The sequence below is a fragment of the Halomonas sp. SpR8 genome (genome assembly GCF_031010195.1).
Lineage (GTDB): Bacteria > Pseudomonadota > Gammaproteobacteria > Pseudomonadales > Halomonadaceae > Vreelandella.
Genome location: NZ_JAUAMC010000009.1, coordinates 115,519 through 129,931, shown reverse-complemented (window position 1 = coordinate 129,931; position 14,413 = coordinate 115,519). Strand labels below are relative to the sequence as shown.

General features: G+C 55.1%; 11 protein-coding genes. 8 read left to right on the top strand and 3 right to left on the bottom strand.

Annotated elements, in window-relative coordinates; translation table 11 throughout:
• Positions 1–56: 56 nt before the first annotated feature.
• On the top strand, positions 57–1,328 hold the full coding sequence (fabF, locus tag QT230_RS17355; protein ID WP_308323413.1) for a beta-ketoacyl-ACP synthase II: 1,272 nt from the start codon (positions 57–59) through the stop codon (positions 1,326–1,328).
• Between the two features lie 28 nt (positions 1,329–1,356).
• Here the strand turns inward: fabF and QT230_RS17350 are convergent, their stop codons facing one another.
• Positions 1,357–2,241: an alpha/beta hydrolase gene (locus QT230_RS17350; protein ID WP_308323412.1), complete on the bottom strand. Its 885-nt coding sequence runs from the start codon at positions 2,239–2,241 to the stop codon at positions 1,357–1,359.
• A 190-nt stretch (positions 2,242–2,431) separates the two neighbouring features.
• Between QT230_RS17350 and QT230_RS17345 the strand changes: the two genes are divergently transcribed.
• Positions 2,432–3,235 carry a helix-turn-helix transcriptional regulator gene (locus tag QT230_RS17345; RefSeq protein WP_308323411.1) on the top strand — a complete coding sequence of 268 codons (804 nt, stop codon included), beginning with the start codon at positions 2,432–2,434 and terminating at the stop codon, positions 3,233–3,235.
• An 18-nt stretch (positions 3,236–3,253) separates the two neighbouring features.
• Here QT230_RS17345 and QT230_RS17340 read toward each other — a convergent pair whose 3' ends face one another.
• Positions 3,254–3,844 (bottom strand): TetR family transcriptional regulator C-terminal domain-containing protein, encoded by a 591-nt coding sequence (locus QT230_RS17340; RefSeq protein ID WP_308323410.1) that lies wholly within the window; start codon positions 3,842–3,844, stop codon positions 3,254–3,256.
• A gap of 230 nt (positions 3,845–4,074) precedes the next feature.
• Here QT230_RS17340 and QT230_RS17335 point away from each other — a divergent pair, with 230 nt between their 5' ends.
• The 6 genes from QT230_RS17335 to QT230_RS17310 all read left to right on the top strand — a co-directional run bounded on the left by QT230_RS17335 (position 4,075) and on the right by QT230_RS17310 (position 12,672).
• Positions 4,075–5,289, top strand: coding sequence for an efflux RND transporter periplasmic adaptor subunit (locus tag QT230_RS17335; protein WP_308323408.1), 1,215 nt, complete (start codon positions 4,075–4,077; stop codon positions 5,287–5,289).
• Entirely contained in the window at positions 5,286–8,411 is a 3,126-nt protein-coding gene (locus QT230_RS17330; protein WP_308323407.1) for an efflux RND transporter permease subunit, read from the top strand. Before QT230_RS17335 ends, QT230_RS17330 begins: the two co-directional genes overlap by 4 nt.
• On the top strand, positions 8,411–9,817 hold the full coding sequence (locus QT230_RS17325) for an ATP-binding protein (protein WP_308323405.1): 1,407 nt from the start codon (positions 8,411–8,413) through the stop codon (positions 9,815–9,817). The genes QT230_RS17330 and QT230_RS17325 overlap by 1 nt, the downstream gene beginning before the upstream one ends.
• A gap of 71 nt (positions 9,818–9,888) precedes the next feature.
• Positions 9,889–10,584 (top strand): response regulator, encoded by a 696-nt coding sequence (locus QT230_RS17320; protein WP_308323403.1) that lies wholly within the window; start codon positions 9,889–9,891, stop codon positions 10,582–10,584.
• A 14-nt stretch (positions 10,585–10,598) separates the two neighbouring features.
• A complete protein-coding gene (locus QT230_RS17315) occupies positions 10,599–11,300 on the top strand; it encodes a response regulator transcription factor (protein ID WP_308323401.1) in 702 nt (233 codons plus the stop codon).
• A complete protein-coding gene (locus QT230_RS17310; protein WP_308323398.1) occupies positions 11,293–12,672 on the top strand; it encodes a sensor histidine kinase N-terminal domain-containing protein in 1,380 nt (459 codons plus the stop codon). The genes QT230_RS17315 and QT230_RS17310 overlap by 8 nt, the downstream gene beginning before the upstream one ends.
• A gap of 229 nt (positions 12,673–12,901) precedes the next feature.
• Here QT230_RS17310 and QT230_RS17305 read toward each other — a convergent pair whose 3' ends face one another.
• Positions 12,902–14,410, bottom strand: a complete 1,509-nt coding sequence (locus QT230_RS17305) for a tripartite tricarboxylate transporter permease (RefSeq protein ID WP_308323396.1) — start codon at positions 14,408–14,410, stop codon at positions 12,902–12,904.
• Positions 14,411–14,413: the final 3 nt, after the last annotated feature.

The following is a 14,413-nucleotide window of genomic DNA, read 5'->3' as shown; positions in this document are numbered from 1 at the left end:
CTTGATCATATACTGCCCATTGCTAGGGTGACCCTATCACTAATTCAGGAGTCACTATGCAATCACCTATCGTGATTACCGGCATGGGTATGGTCAGCCCGCTAGGGAGCAGCGTCAATATCAGTTGGCAGCGATTGGCTAACAGCCTGTCAGGCATCAGCACCATTGACCGCTTTGACACCAGCAATATCCCGATCAAAATTGCCGGGGTGGTGCCGAGCATTAACCATGACCCCACCGGCGGTATTGACCTGGATGCGATAGCCGACCCCAAAGAGCAGCGCAAAATGGATCTGTTCAGCCTTTATGCGTTAGCGGCAGCCCAAGAGGCACTGGCACAAGCCAATTGGTTCCCCGTTGAGCAAGCGCAAAAACGTCGAACGGCGACCATTATTGGCTCTGGCATTGGCGGTTTCCCTACCATTACTCAAGCGCAAAAAACCCTTGCCGAGCGCGGCCATCGCAAACTTTCCCCCTTCACGGTACCCGCCTTTCTGGCCAATTTGGCTGCTGGCAATCTGTCGATTCGTTATGGCTTTCAAGGCCCACTGGGGTGTCCAGTAACGGCTTGCGCAGCGGGGCTACAGGCGATTGGCGACGGTATGCGCATCATCCGCAATGGAGAAGCCGATGTTGCCCTGGTAGGCGGTGCCGAGGCGTGCATTGATCCTCTTTCGCTCGCCAGCTTTAACGCCTTAAAGGCCGTTTCCACAGAAGCGGACGCCCCTGAACGCGCGTCCAGCCCCTTTGATAAAGCCCGTAACGGTTTTGTAATGGGAGAAGGCGCTGGCGTTATGGTGATCGAAACCCTTGACCATGCCCTCGCGCGGGGTGCCACGCCGTTAGCGGTGATTAGTGGTTACGGTACCAGCGCGGATGCCTACCACCTGACGGCAGGCCCAAAAGATGGGGCTGGCGCAGCCGCAGCGATTCAAGCAGCGCTAGGGATGGCGAACCTATCTACTGATGCTATTGATCACATCAATGCCCACGCCACCTCGACCCCCGTTGGCGATCGGGCTGAAATTGCGTCATTGCGTAATGTATTCGGTGAGCGCTTGCCCGCCATACCGATTTCGGCAACCAAAGCCGCCACAGGCCATCTATTAGGTGCAGCGGGAGGCATCGAGAGTATTTTTTCTGTCTTGGCCATCAATACGCAGCAACTACCCCCCACCATCAATCTTGAGCGCTGCGATGAGGATATGCAGGATTTAACCTTCGTCACGACGACTCATCAAAAGCATATTACCCAGCATGTCTTGTGTAACGGGTTCGGTTTTGGTGGCGTCAATGCAGCGCTTATCGTTAGCAGTATGGAACGTTAATGGCGAAAGTATATAAACCGATCTGCCATCAGCCTGATTTACGTAAAAACGGCAGCGCTTCCTCAAGCAATATTTCAGGGATTTCCTCGGCGATATAGTGACCGCAAGGGAGCGCTTTGCCTTCAACATCGGTGGCCACTTTTTGCCACTCGCTGAGTGCATTAAAACAAGCTTCAATGGCACCTTCGGCGCCCCACATCACTTTTAACGGGCAGGTGAGTTTAACGCCTGTGTCGATATCTGACTGATCATGCTCTAAGTCAATCGTGGCGCTAGAGCGGTAGTCGCCGCAAATACCGGTGGCGGTGCCAGGGAGAGACAAGCAGCGCTCGTATTCCGCTAGCGCTTCCGGAGAGAAAGGCGCCATACCGGCACTGCGAGCGCCCATTACGCTTTTGAGGTATTGAGCAGGGTCGCTCTGAATCAGTCTTTCCGGCAGCGGCTGGGGGCGAATCAGGAAGAACCAGTGCCAATAGCTGCGCGCAAAAGCTTCCGTGGTACCGCGATACATGGCCAGTGTGGGGGCTATATCAAGCAGCACCATGCGCTCAACCCGCGCCGCGTGGTCAACCCCTAAACGATGGGCAACTCGCGCCCCACGATCATGGGCCAGCACCTTAAAACGCTCAAAACCCAGTGCGCTCATTAGCTCCGCCATATCGTTGGCCATAGCGCGTTTGGAAAAATTGATGTGCTCAGGGTCATCGTCGGGTTTACTGCTGTCGCCGTAGCCGCGCAGATCCGCCGCTATCACCGTGAAGTGCTGGGCCAGCTCTTCCGCGACTTTGTGCCAAATTACATGGGTCTGGGGGTGGCCGTGAAGCAATAGTAACGCAGGCCCACTGCCGCCCTTGCGAAACGCGATCTCGACGCCGTTAATCTGGCGCTGCAATTTTTCAAACCCATGAAACATGGCGTACTCCTGGTTTGCTGTAGAAGCTTTTGCTGTGCCTATTAGTAATGTAGCTACCTATTATATAGCATAGCTTTTTACGCCAGGGAGCCGCGACGGCAAGGGTGGTCCGGCAAGTGGGAAAGCATTGCACTCTTTAGCACAAGGCATCACATTAGGCAGCCACGACACCAAGAGAACCGAGTCACCCATGCATGACGATTTCGTGGCCAACCTGCGACTGCTCTGCAGCTACTACCCGTCCATTGCCGAGGTCTGTCGGCGTTTAACGATTAACCGTGCTCAGTTTAACCGCTACCTGAGTGGGCGCTATCGCCCCAGCCACGCGGCGCTTCAGCGCATTTGCCACTTTTTTGGCGTTAGCGCGGAGGATATCGCGCTCCCCCATCACGATTTTCGTGCTCTGGTACAAACCGGCCAGCTCAATAGAGAAGCAACCCCAGCAACGCTGCCTTGGCCTAACGCGCTGGTTCAGCGCGGCAGCGAAGGCATGGAGCGCTATCTAGGTCGCTACTTTGAGCTTTATCACTCCATGTCCCGCCCAGGGAAGTTGATGCGTACCTTGGTTTGCCTGGAACAGCGTGAAGGCGGCGTGGTTTATCAGCGTACCGAGCGGATGCAAACCACGTCCGGTGCCCGCTCATGTCACAACCGCTATGTGGGCACCGCGGTGAAACTTGCAGATCGGCTCTTTTTAATCGATCACGAAACCCTTAACGGTCATGAGATCACGCAGACGATTCTATTTCCGAGCTTTCAGAGTCAGGTAACGCGTTTAACCGGTCTCAAAATGGGCGTGGCAGATAATAGCGAGCGCATGCCCTGCTGTGTGCGGGTAGTGTATCAGCGCCTGGATGAACAGGTCAGCCTACGCGAAGCGCTAGCCCAGTGCGGTTTAATCGCACTGGATGACCCTTCACTCGATGACGCCCTTAGGGCCGCAACCCGAAACGATGTGGCCACTGAAGAGCATCACTTCCGTGCTCGCCACTAGTGCGTAGCGAGAAAAGCGTTAAGGCGATGGCACCAACACCTGCTGAAACAAGATCGTTTCAAAGTGCACCATGGGTTCGACGGACTTCAACGTCTTGGCACGAAGAATAGCGCCCTCCCAACCGGTAAGGATAAAGCTGGCAAGCGCTTCTGGCGTGGTGCGGATGGCAATATCCCCTTGCGCCTGGGCATCGTTCAAGCAGTGCACGAAGCGCTGCTCCCAGCGCTGAAAGACGAGATTTAGTGCATCACGGAAGGTATCACTCTGGCCCGATAGCTCTTGGCCCAGGTTACCAATCAAACAGCCTGTGGCGTGATCGCACTCGTGCATATACTCGCGCCCTGCCGCGAAGTAACGCCTTAGGCGTTCGAGTGGCGGCGTGTCACTATCTTCCAGCAGCGCTATCAGCGTTTCATCATAGCGGATGGCAAAGCGTTCGATCACCGCTAGCCCGAAATCTTCTTTGCTGGAGAAATAGTGATAAAAGGAGCCTTTAGGCACACCGCAGGTTTTTAATACAGCATTAATGCCCGTAGCATTGTAGCCTTGCTGACTAATCAACTGAGCGCCACTATCGATAAGTTTGTCACGGGTTGCATTGTTTTTCATAATCTTAAAGTAGACCAGTCAGTCTATTGTTTTCAAGTGAGAGAACCATGAGAGAGAACCAAGTGAATAAAAGCCAAGTTAAGCTAAAACCAAACCAGCGGATACCAAGCTAAGTGGCAGTTGCATGTTATTTGCACATTGTTTGACTAATGGCTGCTTAACGATGCGCGATGCTAGCATCATACGCTTATTTTTCTGGAATTTTCGCTCCCAATGGATGACGCGCGGTAATGATTCTTTCTCGCTATGACGTTACGCATCAATATGGCCGCATTCGTTTAGGTGCCGTGGTCGCATTATTGATTTTTGTTGCCACATTGGCGCTGGCCTGGTGGATTATTACCCAACCGCCGCGCATAGAGCGTACCCCACCGCCGGAGCCTCTGCCTAGTGTGGTCGATGTTGTCACAGTGAGCGCTAGTGCTCAGGCGCCGAACCTATACGGTTTTGGCCGCGTTGAGGCAGAGCAGGAAACGATGCTGGCCAGCCGCGTAGCGGGACAATTGGAGCGTTTTGCCGACGGCGTTGTGCCCGGCCAGGTAGTCGAGCAGCAAGCCCCTGTGGCCTATATTGACCAAGCCGATTTACAGCTAGCCCTGGAAGATGCCGAGGCGCAGCTAGCCAATGCCCAGGCCCAGCTAGCACTAGAGCAGGCAGAGCAGCAGCGGGCGCGCAGCGAGTACGAATCCTTTGGTCGCCAGCTCTCGGCAGAGCGGCGGGCGCTGGTACTGCGCGAACCGCAGTTGCGCCAAGCTCAGTCTCAGGTCACCCAAGCGCGAGTGGCACGCGACCAGGCTGCGCTCAATGTGCAGCGCGCCACTCTCACCGCGCCCTGGCGAGCCATGGTGCAAGAACGCTTGATAGGCGCCGGCAGCCTGCTCAGCCAAGGGACAGAGGTACTGCACCTGGTGGGCGTGGAGCAATTTTGGGTGCGCGCTTCGCTGCCTGCAGAGTGGACTGAGTGGCTGGAACCGGGCAGTCGCGTGACGTTAACCAGCCGCGGTTGGCCCGAAGACGCCACGCGCCAAGGTACGTTGGTATCGATGCTACCCAGTCTGGAAGAGAATGGCCTACAGGCGCAACTGTTGATCGCCGTTAACGACCCGCTCGCTCTGGAGACCGACGGCCCAGCCTTGCGATTGGGCGATGTTCTGCGCGCCTCGTTTCAACCGGCTGTTCAGGAGCAGCTTATTTCACTGCCGTCTGCGGCTCTGCGCCCAGGCGACGTGGCGTGGCGAGTAGATGAGGAAAATCGCCTGCGCCGAACACCGGTCACCCTGGCTTTCCGCGGTGAAGATGATGCTTTGATTCGTAGCGGTTTGGAAGACGGCCAGCAGGTCGTCACCGCAGGTTTGGCCCAGCCCAGAGAAGGCCAGCTAGTGCGCATCCGCCGCCCCAACGACACCCCGGCTCAAGCGGGAGATGGACCGGGAGACGAATCATGAAGGTGCCACGCGGCCCATTAGCTTGGATGGTGGATCACGGGGTAGCCCCCAACTTACTGATGGTGTTGTTTATCGTCGGCGGTCTAATGGCCTCGCTGGCGATTAAAAAAGAGGTGTTCCCCGAATTCGACATCGAAATCGTTCAAGTCACTATCAGCTACCCCGGTGCCACACCGGAAGATGTGGAGCAGAGCCTGCTGCTACCGATGGAAGCCGCGATTGCCGATGTAGAAGGCATTGACGAGCTGACCGCTATAGCCAGCGAAGGCAGTGCCAGCGTCAACGCCACGCTGATTGACGGCGTGGATGTGATGCGCGCCTATCAGGATATCCAACAGGCGGTTAACGCCATCACCACTCTGCCCAGCGCTGCCGACCCGCCGCGCTTTACCCTTGCTGGGCGCTCCCGCAGCGTGTTGAGCCTGCAGGTCTACGGCCCAGTCGGCCTGGAAGCACTCCACGACGCGGCCGAAAATGTGCGCGGCGAACTCCAAGCCACCTCCGGCATATCCCGTGCGGAGCTATCCGGCAACCGCGAGCGGGAGATACAAGTCCACCTGGACGAAGAGGCCATTGAGCGCTATGGCCTCGACCACCAGGAACTGGCCAGTCGCATTGCCGAAGAGGCATTAGATCTTGCCAGCGGCCAGCTCACGACGGCCGAAGGGGAATGGCTAATTCGCTACCAAGGGCGCCGCAACAGTGCCGAAGCTTTTGCTGAACTGCCGATTCTGACCAGCACTCAAGGAACGCCCATCAGGCTTGGGGATATCGCCGCGGTCAGCGATGGCTTTGCCGAAACCGACCGCGAGGAGTTTTATAACGGCCAGCCCGGCCTCTCTGTGGATGTTTACCAGATTGGCGACCAAACCCCGACCAGTATCTCGGAAGCGGTCAACGGTGAGCTTGAGCGCCTGCGCGCGAACCTGCCCGAAGGCGTCAGTCTGGATATTTCCCGCGATAGCTCAGAAGTTTACGAAGATCGCCTCAGTCTACTGCTAAAAAATGCCTGGATGGGGCTAGCGCTGGTATTGGTACTGATGGCGCTATTTTTGGAAGCGCGGCTGGCATTCTGGGTCACCCTGGGCATTCCAACGGCGTTTCTCGGCGCCATGCTGTTTCTGCCCTGGATTGGCGTCTCGCTCAATATGATGTCGATGTTCGCGTTTATTATCGCCCTGGGGATCGTCGTCGATGACGCCATTATCGTTGGCGAGAATATCTACAGCTACCGTGAAGAGGGCTATTCGCTGCGCGATGCGGCGGTCAAAGGTGCCAGCGAAATCGCCACCCCGCTCACCTTTGCGATTCTCTCCAATATCGTCGCCTTCCTGCCGCTACTGTTTTTACCCGGCTTCTTAGGGCTCATTTTTGCCACCGTGCCGGTGGTCGTTGTCACCGTCTTTTTAATCTCCTGGCTGGAAGCCCTGGTCATTCTGCCCGCTCACCTAGCACATAGCCGTAAACCCCGCCAAACACCGGCGTGGCAGCGCCCCCTTGAAGCGCTGCGTCAGCGGCTTCAGAGCGGCTTGCACCACTTCACCTACCGCCAGTTCGAGCCGTTTCTGCAGCGCGCCCTTAACCAACGCCTGCTGAGTATTTCACTGGGCATCGCCATTCTGCTCATCGCGCTCTCCTGGGCGATGAGCGGGCGGCTGGGCTTTTCTCTGATGCCACGGGTTGAATCGGATCAGGTACAGGCCACGGTCACCCTACCCATTGGCAGCAATATCAGCGTTAGCCGCGAGCTAAGCCAACAGCTGCTCGACGCCGCCGAGGCCCTTAGCGAGCGCGAAGAGACCCTCAACTTCAGCAGTTCACGCAGCCGCCTGGACGGCGAAAGCCTGGAAGTACGGTTGGATATTGCCAGCGAGAGCCTGGAAGCTTGGCCACCCTCGCGGATTGCCCGCGAGTGGCGCGACCTCACTGGCGATCTGCTTGGTGCTCAGTCGGTACGTTTTGAAGCCGACGTCGGCGGCCCTGGTAGTGGCGCGGCGCTCAGCCTCAGACTCTCCCACCCGGACACCCAGGTACTTGAAGCCGCCGCCGAACGGTTAGCGGAAACGCTGGGCGGCTATGGACTCACGGATATCGACAGCGGCCTTGGGGACGGCAAACCGCAGTTAGAGATGCGACTTTCTGCCGAAGGCCGCGCCTTGGGGCTCACGGGTAATAACTTAGCCCAAGCCCTGCGTGGCCCTCTCCAGGGCGCCACCGCGCTTGAACAGTACGTAGGGCGCAGCGAAATCAGCGTTGAGGTGCGTTTGCCCAACGATAACCGCGATAGCTTGAACGAGCTTTACCGCATGCCGGTGCGCACCCCCGATGGGCTAAGCGTGCCGCTATCGCGGGTCGCTGACATTACCATCAGCCAAGCCTCCAGCAGCCTTGAACGCATTAACGGGCGGCGGATTATTACTGTCACCGCCGACTCGGAAAGTGATCTGGCCATCAATCAAGTCCTTGCCACGCTACAGGAAGAGGAGTTCCCCAATCTGGAAGCCACTTGGCCAGGGCTGGAAGTCAGCATGGGCGGTCGTCAGCAGGACACCGCCGACAACCTGGCCACGCTAAAAACCTCAATGTGGTTAATGATTGCCGCACTCTATGCCCTGCTCGCTATTCCCTTCAGAAGCTATCTACAGCCGCTGTTGGTGCTGGCTGCCATCCCCTTTGGCATTGTCGGCGCCGTCGCTGGGCATATGATCATGGGCTTCGGGCTTTCAATTATCAGCCTGCTGGGGATGCTCGCGCTCTCCGGCGTGGTGATTAACGATGCACTAGTGCTGATCGACTACGCCAACCGAAAACGCAGCGAAGGCATGGCCCCCCGGGAAGCCATTGTGGCGGCGGCCACTCGCCGGTTACGGCCAATTATGATGACCACGCTGACGACCTTTCTCGGCTTGGCACCGATGATCTTGGAAACCTCGCGGCAGGCGCGCTTTATGATCCCCATGGCAATTTCGCTAGGTTTTGGCATGCTGTTCGCCACGGTTATCCTGCTGATCCTGGTGCCCTGCCTATATCTGGGTATGGAGAATGTTCGCGAACGGCTCAGCGCGCCGCGCCAGCCCGATCCAACTAAAAAAGAGCCTAGCCAAACAGAGGGAGTACGCTGATGGCCTTGCTAAACGCCATACGTCAATGGCGCCCCTCTCGGCTGGGACTCAAGCTGTTTGTGATTATTCTCAGCGTGAACGTAGCGATTTCAGCCAGCATGTTTCTGGCCGTCTCTTACAGTATTGACCGCGGCTTTCTTGACTATCTCAACCAGGCCCAGGAGCGCCGTGCTACCCTGCTGGCCGATGGTCTTGTTACTCGCTGGGAAACTCAGCAGAGCTGGGAGTGGCTGGAGCAGTCGCCGGAACGCTGGCCGTTTATTGTCCGTTTTGAACTAGGCCAAGAACATCGCGACCGGCCTTCCCCGCTAGGCGAAGCACGGGACTTCACCCTACGCGATACAGAGGGCCAGTTTGTGGTGCCGCCCCACAGCGGGCGTGAAAGCTCAGGCAGCTGGCACTGGCTTACGCTGCAAAGTGATGGTGTTGATATCGGCTCGCTCGGTTTCAGGCCACCACGGGAAATGATGGAGCGCATGGAGAGCCGTTTTCTTGAGCGCCAGCAGCGCAATTTGGTGCTCATCGTCATATCACTCTGCGTGACCTCGCTGCTGCTGGCGGGAGGCCTCTCCTGGTGGCTGGGGCGGCGTACCCGAGCATTGGCAGGCGCTACGCTGCGCCTTACCGAGGGCGACTATCGCACTCGACTGCCGGAACGTGGCCGCGATGAGCTGTCGCGCTTGGCGCGGGATTTTAATGTGCTTGCCGCCACCCTGGAAGCCAGCCGCGATGCCCGCGCCCGCTGGGTATCTGACACCGCTCACGAGCTGCGCACGCCCCTGGCAGTGCTGCGCGGCGAGATCGAAGCCATGCAGGATGGCATTCGCCCGCTGAACCAGGAGAACCTAAGCTCCCTCGCCCAAGAGGTGGGACAGCTAGAGCGCTTAGTGGCGGATTTGCGTCTATTATCGCAAAGCGACGCAGGCGCGCTAGATATTCAATTGGCGCCGATGGATCTTAGCGACTGCCTGGCTAACCGCCTGGCCGACGCTGACCGCTGGTTGGTCGAAAGCGGGTTAACGCTGACCGAACAGATCGAACCTGGCATGATGATTCGTGGCGATGCCCAGCGCCTCCGCCAACTCTGGAACAACCTGTTGGATAACAGCTGCGCCTATACCCAGCCGCCGGGGGAGCTGCGTGTCACGCTTACCGCGCAGCAGGGAATGGCCGTCGTCATCTGGGAAGACAGCACCCCGGGCGTGCCGGAGGGTGAATTAGCCCGCTTGACCGAGCGGCTCTATCGCGTCGAAGGCTCCCGCAGCCGTGCCAGTGGCGGCAGCGGTTTGGGGCTCTCCATCGCCAGCGCCCTGGTCAATGCACACGGTGCAACGCTGACGCCCTCTAGCTCAACGCTAGGTGGGCTACGTTGGACGCTGCGTTTTCCGCTATTAAAAACAGATTAATGTTCCAAGAGTGCATATTAAAGAGCCGTTAAACCCTGCTTTTACGTTCACTGTTAAGCGAGTCTACCGTTATGTCCCATGCTGCCTCTTTACTGATTGTTGAGGATGAACCGAAGATTGCCCGCCTGATGGCGGACTACTTAACCACCCACGGTTTTGAGGTAATGACCCTGGGCCACGGCGACGAGGTAATGCCCTGGCTGGCGCAGCACTCCCCGGCGTTGGTGCTACTCGATATCATGCTACCGGGTAAAGATGGCCTCACCCTAAGCCGGGAAATACGCCAGCAGTGGCCAACCATTGCGATCATTATGGTCACCGCCAAAGTAGAAGAGGTTGACCGCTTGCTGGGGCTGGAACTGGGTGCAGATGACTATATCTGCAAACCGTTTAGCCCCCGGGAAGTGGTGGCCAGAGTTAAGGCGGTACTTCGCCGCAGCCAAGCAGCGGCCGACGCCCCAGCCGAGGTGCAAAACGCACCGGTGGTACTAAACGAAGATGGCTGGCAGGCGCTCGCCCACGGGCAAGATTTAGGCCTGACGGCGGTTGAGTTCCAACTGCTACGGGTGATGATGCAGGCACCGGGCCGCATCTTTAGCCGTGAACAACTGATGGATCACATGTACCGCGACAACCGTATCGTCTCGGAGCGCACCGTGGACAGCCACATTAAAAAGCTGCGCAAGAAAATCCACGAAGCGCTCCCTGAACTGGAAATTATCCGCTCGGTATACGGTGTAGGCTATAAGTACCAGCCGGAGGGGTAGCAACGGGATCACTTATGAAGGCGCTAGTGGTAGAAGACAACGTTAATTTAGCCAATTCTATTGCAGCAACACTTATTGAGGCTGCTTTTAGCATTAATGTCGCCGACGATGGCGAAAAGGCTCTTCATATGCTTGAACAAGGCGGCTATGACTTAGTGGTATTGGATCTTGGCTTGCCCAAGCTGGATGGCATATCGCTTCTACGCAAGTTGCGCCATGCTCAGAATAATATTCCCGTTTTAATCATCTCAGCGAGAGACAGCCTAGATCAACGTATACTCGGTCTTGAGGTAGGTGCAGACGATTATTTATGTAAGCCTTTTTCACTCGAGGAGGTAGTGGCCCGAGCACGTGCTTTGGTGCGTCGTGCCAAGCATTTTGGTGGTGAAACGCTGCAATGTGGGCGCTTGGAGTTTTTACCCGATGCGATGGAACTGCGCCTTGACGGTAAACCTTTGTTGCTACACCGCAGAGAGTTAGAAGTCATGGAGTATCTATTGATCAACCAAAACCGTCTCGTCAATAAGGACCAAATCATTGACCGACTATCCTCATCTGATGAGCCAGTCAGTTATGCTGCCGTGGAAACCTATATATCCCGGATTCGTAAAAAAATTGGCTACGATTTTGGTTTAAAGACAGTTCGCGGGCTGGGCTATTATCTGGCGCCTCAAGATATAGAATCTAATAACGTTAAAGATTCAGCCCATGAGTAAAAGCCAATCGATCCGCAGTCGGCTACTGCTCTGGATTGGCCTACCCTTCACTATGTTGGCGATTTTGGCGCTAATCTCTAGTCATCTGCTGTTATCACGACAAATTAACACTACCTTCGATGATCTACTTCTCAATGCCGCGCAACGTTTGGAACGTCGCATTTATACAGCGGATGGCGAACTGCACATCAATATGCATTACTTCAGTGTTAGCACATTAGGCAGCCGAGGCGAAGGCAAAATTTTCTATCGTATTAAAGAGAGAGATGGCGGCATGATCGCCGGTTTTAGCGGTTTGGCAGATCCTCCCGAAGCATCACAAGATCCAACCTTTTATGATGTGGACTATGCTGGTAATGCATTACGCGCCGTGGCGCTTACCCTACCCTATAGTCGTGGTAACCAACCGATAGATATAGAAGTCGTCGTGGCCGAATCGAAGGAGGCACGTCACACGTTAACCAATGACTTTATGGTCACTTTGACAGGGCTCATGGTAGTGACAGGCTTGCTAGCCATTTCCATTGCATTACTGGCGATCCATTGGGGGCTCGCGCCTCTCAATGCGATTAGCCAAGCATTACGGCAGCGTTCGCCCAATGACCTGCACGCGTTGAACGATGACGCGCCCAAAGAGATACTGCCGCTCATCCAAAGCATTAATCACTTGATGCAACGTATGCGTCGCAGTATTGAAAGCACCCAACAGCTCAATGCCGATGTCTCCCATCAACTAAGAACCCCTATTTCAGAGATTCGTGCGTTAACTGAAGTATCACTCAAAACCAATCCTCACTCATCGGCGCACGCTAGCTTACGAGAAATTCAACGCATCGCCGAACACGCCAGCCATACCGTAAAGCAGCTGCTTAAATACGCTAAAACACGCAGCGAATTAGTCGATACGTCTCATCTAGAAAAAGTCGATTTAGTGGCAATTTGCCAGGACGCCTGTGCTCAAACGGCTCCTAATATCTATCAACACAGCCAAGAGCTAGCGTTTGAAAAGCATAAAGAAATGCCCAATGTACTTGGCGATCCCATTATGCTGCGCTGGTTGGTTACCAATCTGATCGAAAATGCCAGCTTGCATGCAGGTGGTAGTAGTGTTTATTCAGGTGTCATCACTGTTGCATTAACAACTAACGAGCACCAAGTGACACTTAAGGTTAGCGATGAAGGCACTGGGGTGGATGAAGCGCAAATTAGCAAGTTAACGGAACGCTTTTTTCGCCATAACAAGCACGCCTCCGGTAGCGGTTTAGGCTTGGCGATCGTAGAGCAAATCGCCGCCGCACACTCAGCACAACTCTGTCTAGCAAATCGACCTCAGGGCGGCTTTGAAGTCACCGTGATCTTCCCGGTCACTTAGCCGGTGTATTGGCGATGCGCATCATTAGCGGCGTCATAAAGATCAGTAACAGTAGACGCAATATATGATGCGAAACAACATAAAACAGAGCCCCCAGCATCCATATCAGGGGCAATGAAAAAAGGATGGCAACCCAGCCCCCCCCCCCACAAAACCCAAACCAACGGTAGTGGCGGTTCTTTTCAACATTTCACATTATGAATTCAGAAATCATAATTTAATTTTGACATCATGGCTGAGTAGCCTCTTGGCGGGCTTTCAGCTTTTTCATCAATGGCTGACTAAATAACGAGATCAGCAGTAGTGCAAAAATAGCCAGCGTCACTGGGCGCTCAAACACATAGGTAATGTCACCACCGCTGATTTGATAGGAGTGCAGCAGAGACTTTTCAGCCAGCGAGCCCAATAACATGCCGATCACCGCTGCAGGTACTGAGTAGCCATAGTGACGGAAAATCCAACCGATCACAGCGAACACCAACACCGTAGCAGGCCCTGTCATATTGCCTGTTAGCCCGAACGACCCCATCACCGCAAGAACTAATACCGACGGAATCAGGTAACGCATCGGCACTTTAACGATATTGGCCAGTAATGGAATAAACAGTAAGCCGATGACCACCAGTAGAAACACCTGGGCAAAGTTAGCGAAAATAATCGCGTAAACAACATCGGTCTGTTGACGAATAAACTGCGGCCCACCCGTAATGTTGTGCATGGCAAACGCCGCCAGCATAACCGCTGTCGCGCCACCCCCAGGAATCCCCAGCGCCAGCAAGGTTGCCATTGAGCCACCTTCGGAGCTGCTATTAGCGGCTTCTGATGCCACCACTCCCTTTGGATTGCCCTTACCAAATGAATCAGGGTCGCGATCGCGACGCTTAGTTTCAATATAAGAAAGCAGGTTAGAAACCGAAGAGCCTACACCGGGCACGGCACCGACCAATACACCGATTAAGCCACCGCGAATCATTACCACGGGGTAGCGCATCGCCATTTTGCAGCCATCGAATATCTCGCTAACTTTTACTTTACGGTGATCGGCGGATTCAACAATGAAACCTTTATTGGCGAGTTTGAACAGTTCAGAGGCTGCAAACATGCCCATCATGGCAGGGATAACGGGAATACCATCAAGCAGATAGGTTTGCCCCATCGTGCCGCGTGCCAACCCAACTTCACTAAATCCAATCGTACCGACTAACAAACCTACGAAACCTGCCATTAACCCTTTAAGTACCTGCTCACCTTTTAAACTAGCAATCAGCGTCATCCCCCAGAGAATGACGACAAACATCTCGGCTGGCCCCAGTCGCAACACCATGTAAGACAGCGGTTGAATCATAAAGAACAGCACTACATAGCCCATAAGAGCGCCGATCACTGATGATGCCAATGCAACGCCTAGCGCCTGGTTATGCTGCCCTTTACGAGCCATTGGATAACCATCAAAAGCCGTGGCGATCGCCGAAGAAGTACCAGGAATATTCATTAAAATGGCCGGAATACCCGCACCAAATGAGCCGCCGGTAAAAATAGCCGTCAAAAAGAGCATGGCTTGGATAAAATCCATGTACATGGTCATGGGCAGGAAAATCGCCATGGCCATGGAGATTTGTAGGCCTGGAGTAGCACCAAAGATCAACCCTAATATGATCCCAGGCACTACCACTAGCCAAGGACCAAAACTGGAAAACAGCAGATCAAAACTCTGCCCTACCGCGCCAAAATCAATCATGTT

Excerpts from the sequence above, each read along its gene's own strand:
- QT230_RS17340 (WP_308323410.1), bottom strand. The coding sequence starts at position 3,844 with ATGAAAAACAATGCAACCCGTGACAAACTTATCGATAGTGGCGCTCAG.
- QT230_RS17310 (WP_308323398.1), top strand. The coding sequence starts at position 11,293 with ATGAGTAAAAGCCAATCGATCCGCAGTCGGCTACTGCTCTGGATTGGC.
- QT230_RS17345 (WP_308323411.1), top strand. The coding sequence starts at position 2,432 with ATGCATGACGATTTCGTGGCCAACCTGCGACTGCTCTGCAGCTACTAC.
- QT230_RS17320 (WP_308323403.1), top strand. The coding sequence starts at position 9,889 with ATGTCCCATGCTGCCTCTTTACTGATTGTTGAGGATGAACCGAAGATT.
- QT230_RS17330 (WP_308323407.1), top strand. The coding sequence starts at position 5,286 with ATGAAGGTGCCACGCGGCCCATTAGCTTGGATGGTGGATCACGGGGTA.
- QT230_RS17325 (WP_308323405.1), top strand. The coding sequence starts at position 8,411 with ATGGCCTTGCTAAACGCCATACGTCAATGGCGCCCCTCTCGGCTGGGA.
- QT230_RS17335 (WP_308323408.1), top strand. The coding sequence starts at position 4,075 with ATGATTCTTTCTCGCTATGACGTTACGCATCAATATGGCCGCATTCGT.
- QT230_RS17315 (WP_308323401.1), top strand. The coding sequence starts at position 10,599 with ATGAAGGCGCTAGTGGTAGAAGACAACGTTAATTTAGCCAATTCTATT.
- QT230_RS17350 (WP_308323412.1), bottom strand. The coding sequence starts at position 2,241 with ATGTTTCATGGGTTTGAAAAATTGCAGCGCCAGATTAACGGCGTCGAG.
- QT230_RS17305 (WP_308323396.1), bottom strand. The coding sequence starts at position 14,410 with ATGATTGATTTTGGCGCGGTAGGGCAGAGTTTTGATCTGCTGTTTTCC.
- fabF (WP_308323413.1), top strand. The coding sequence starts at position 57 with ATGCAATCACCTATCGTGATTACCGGCATGGGTATGGTCAGCCCGCTA.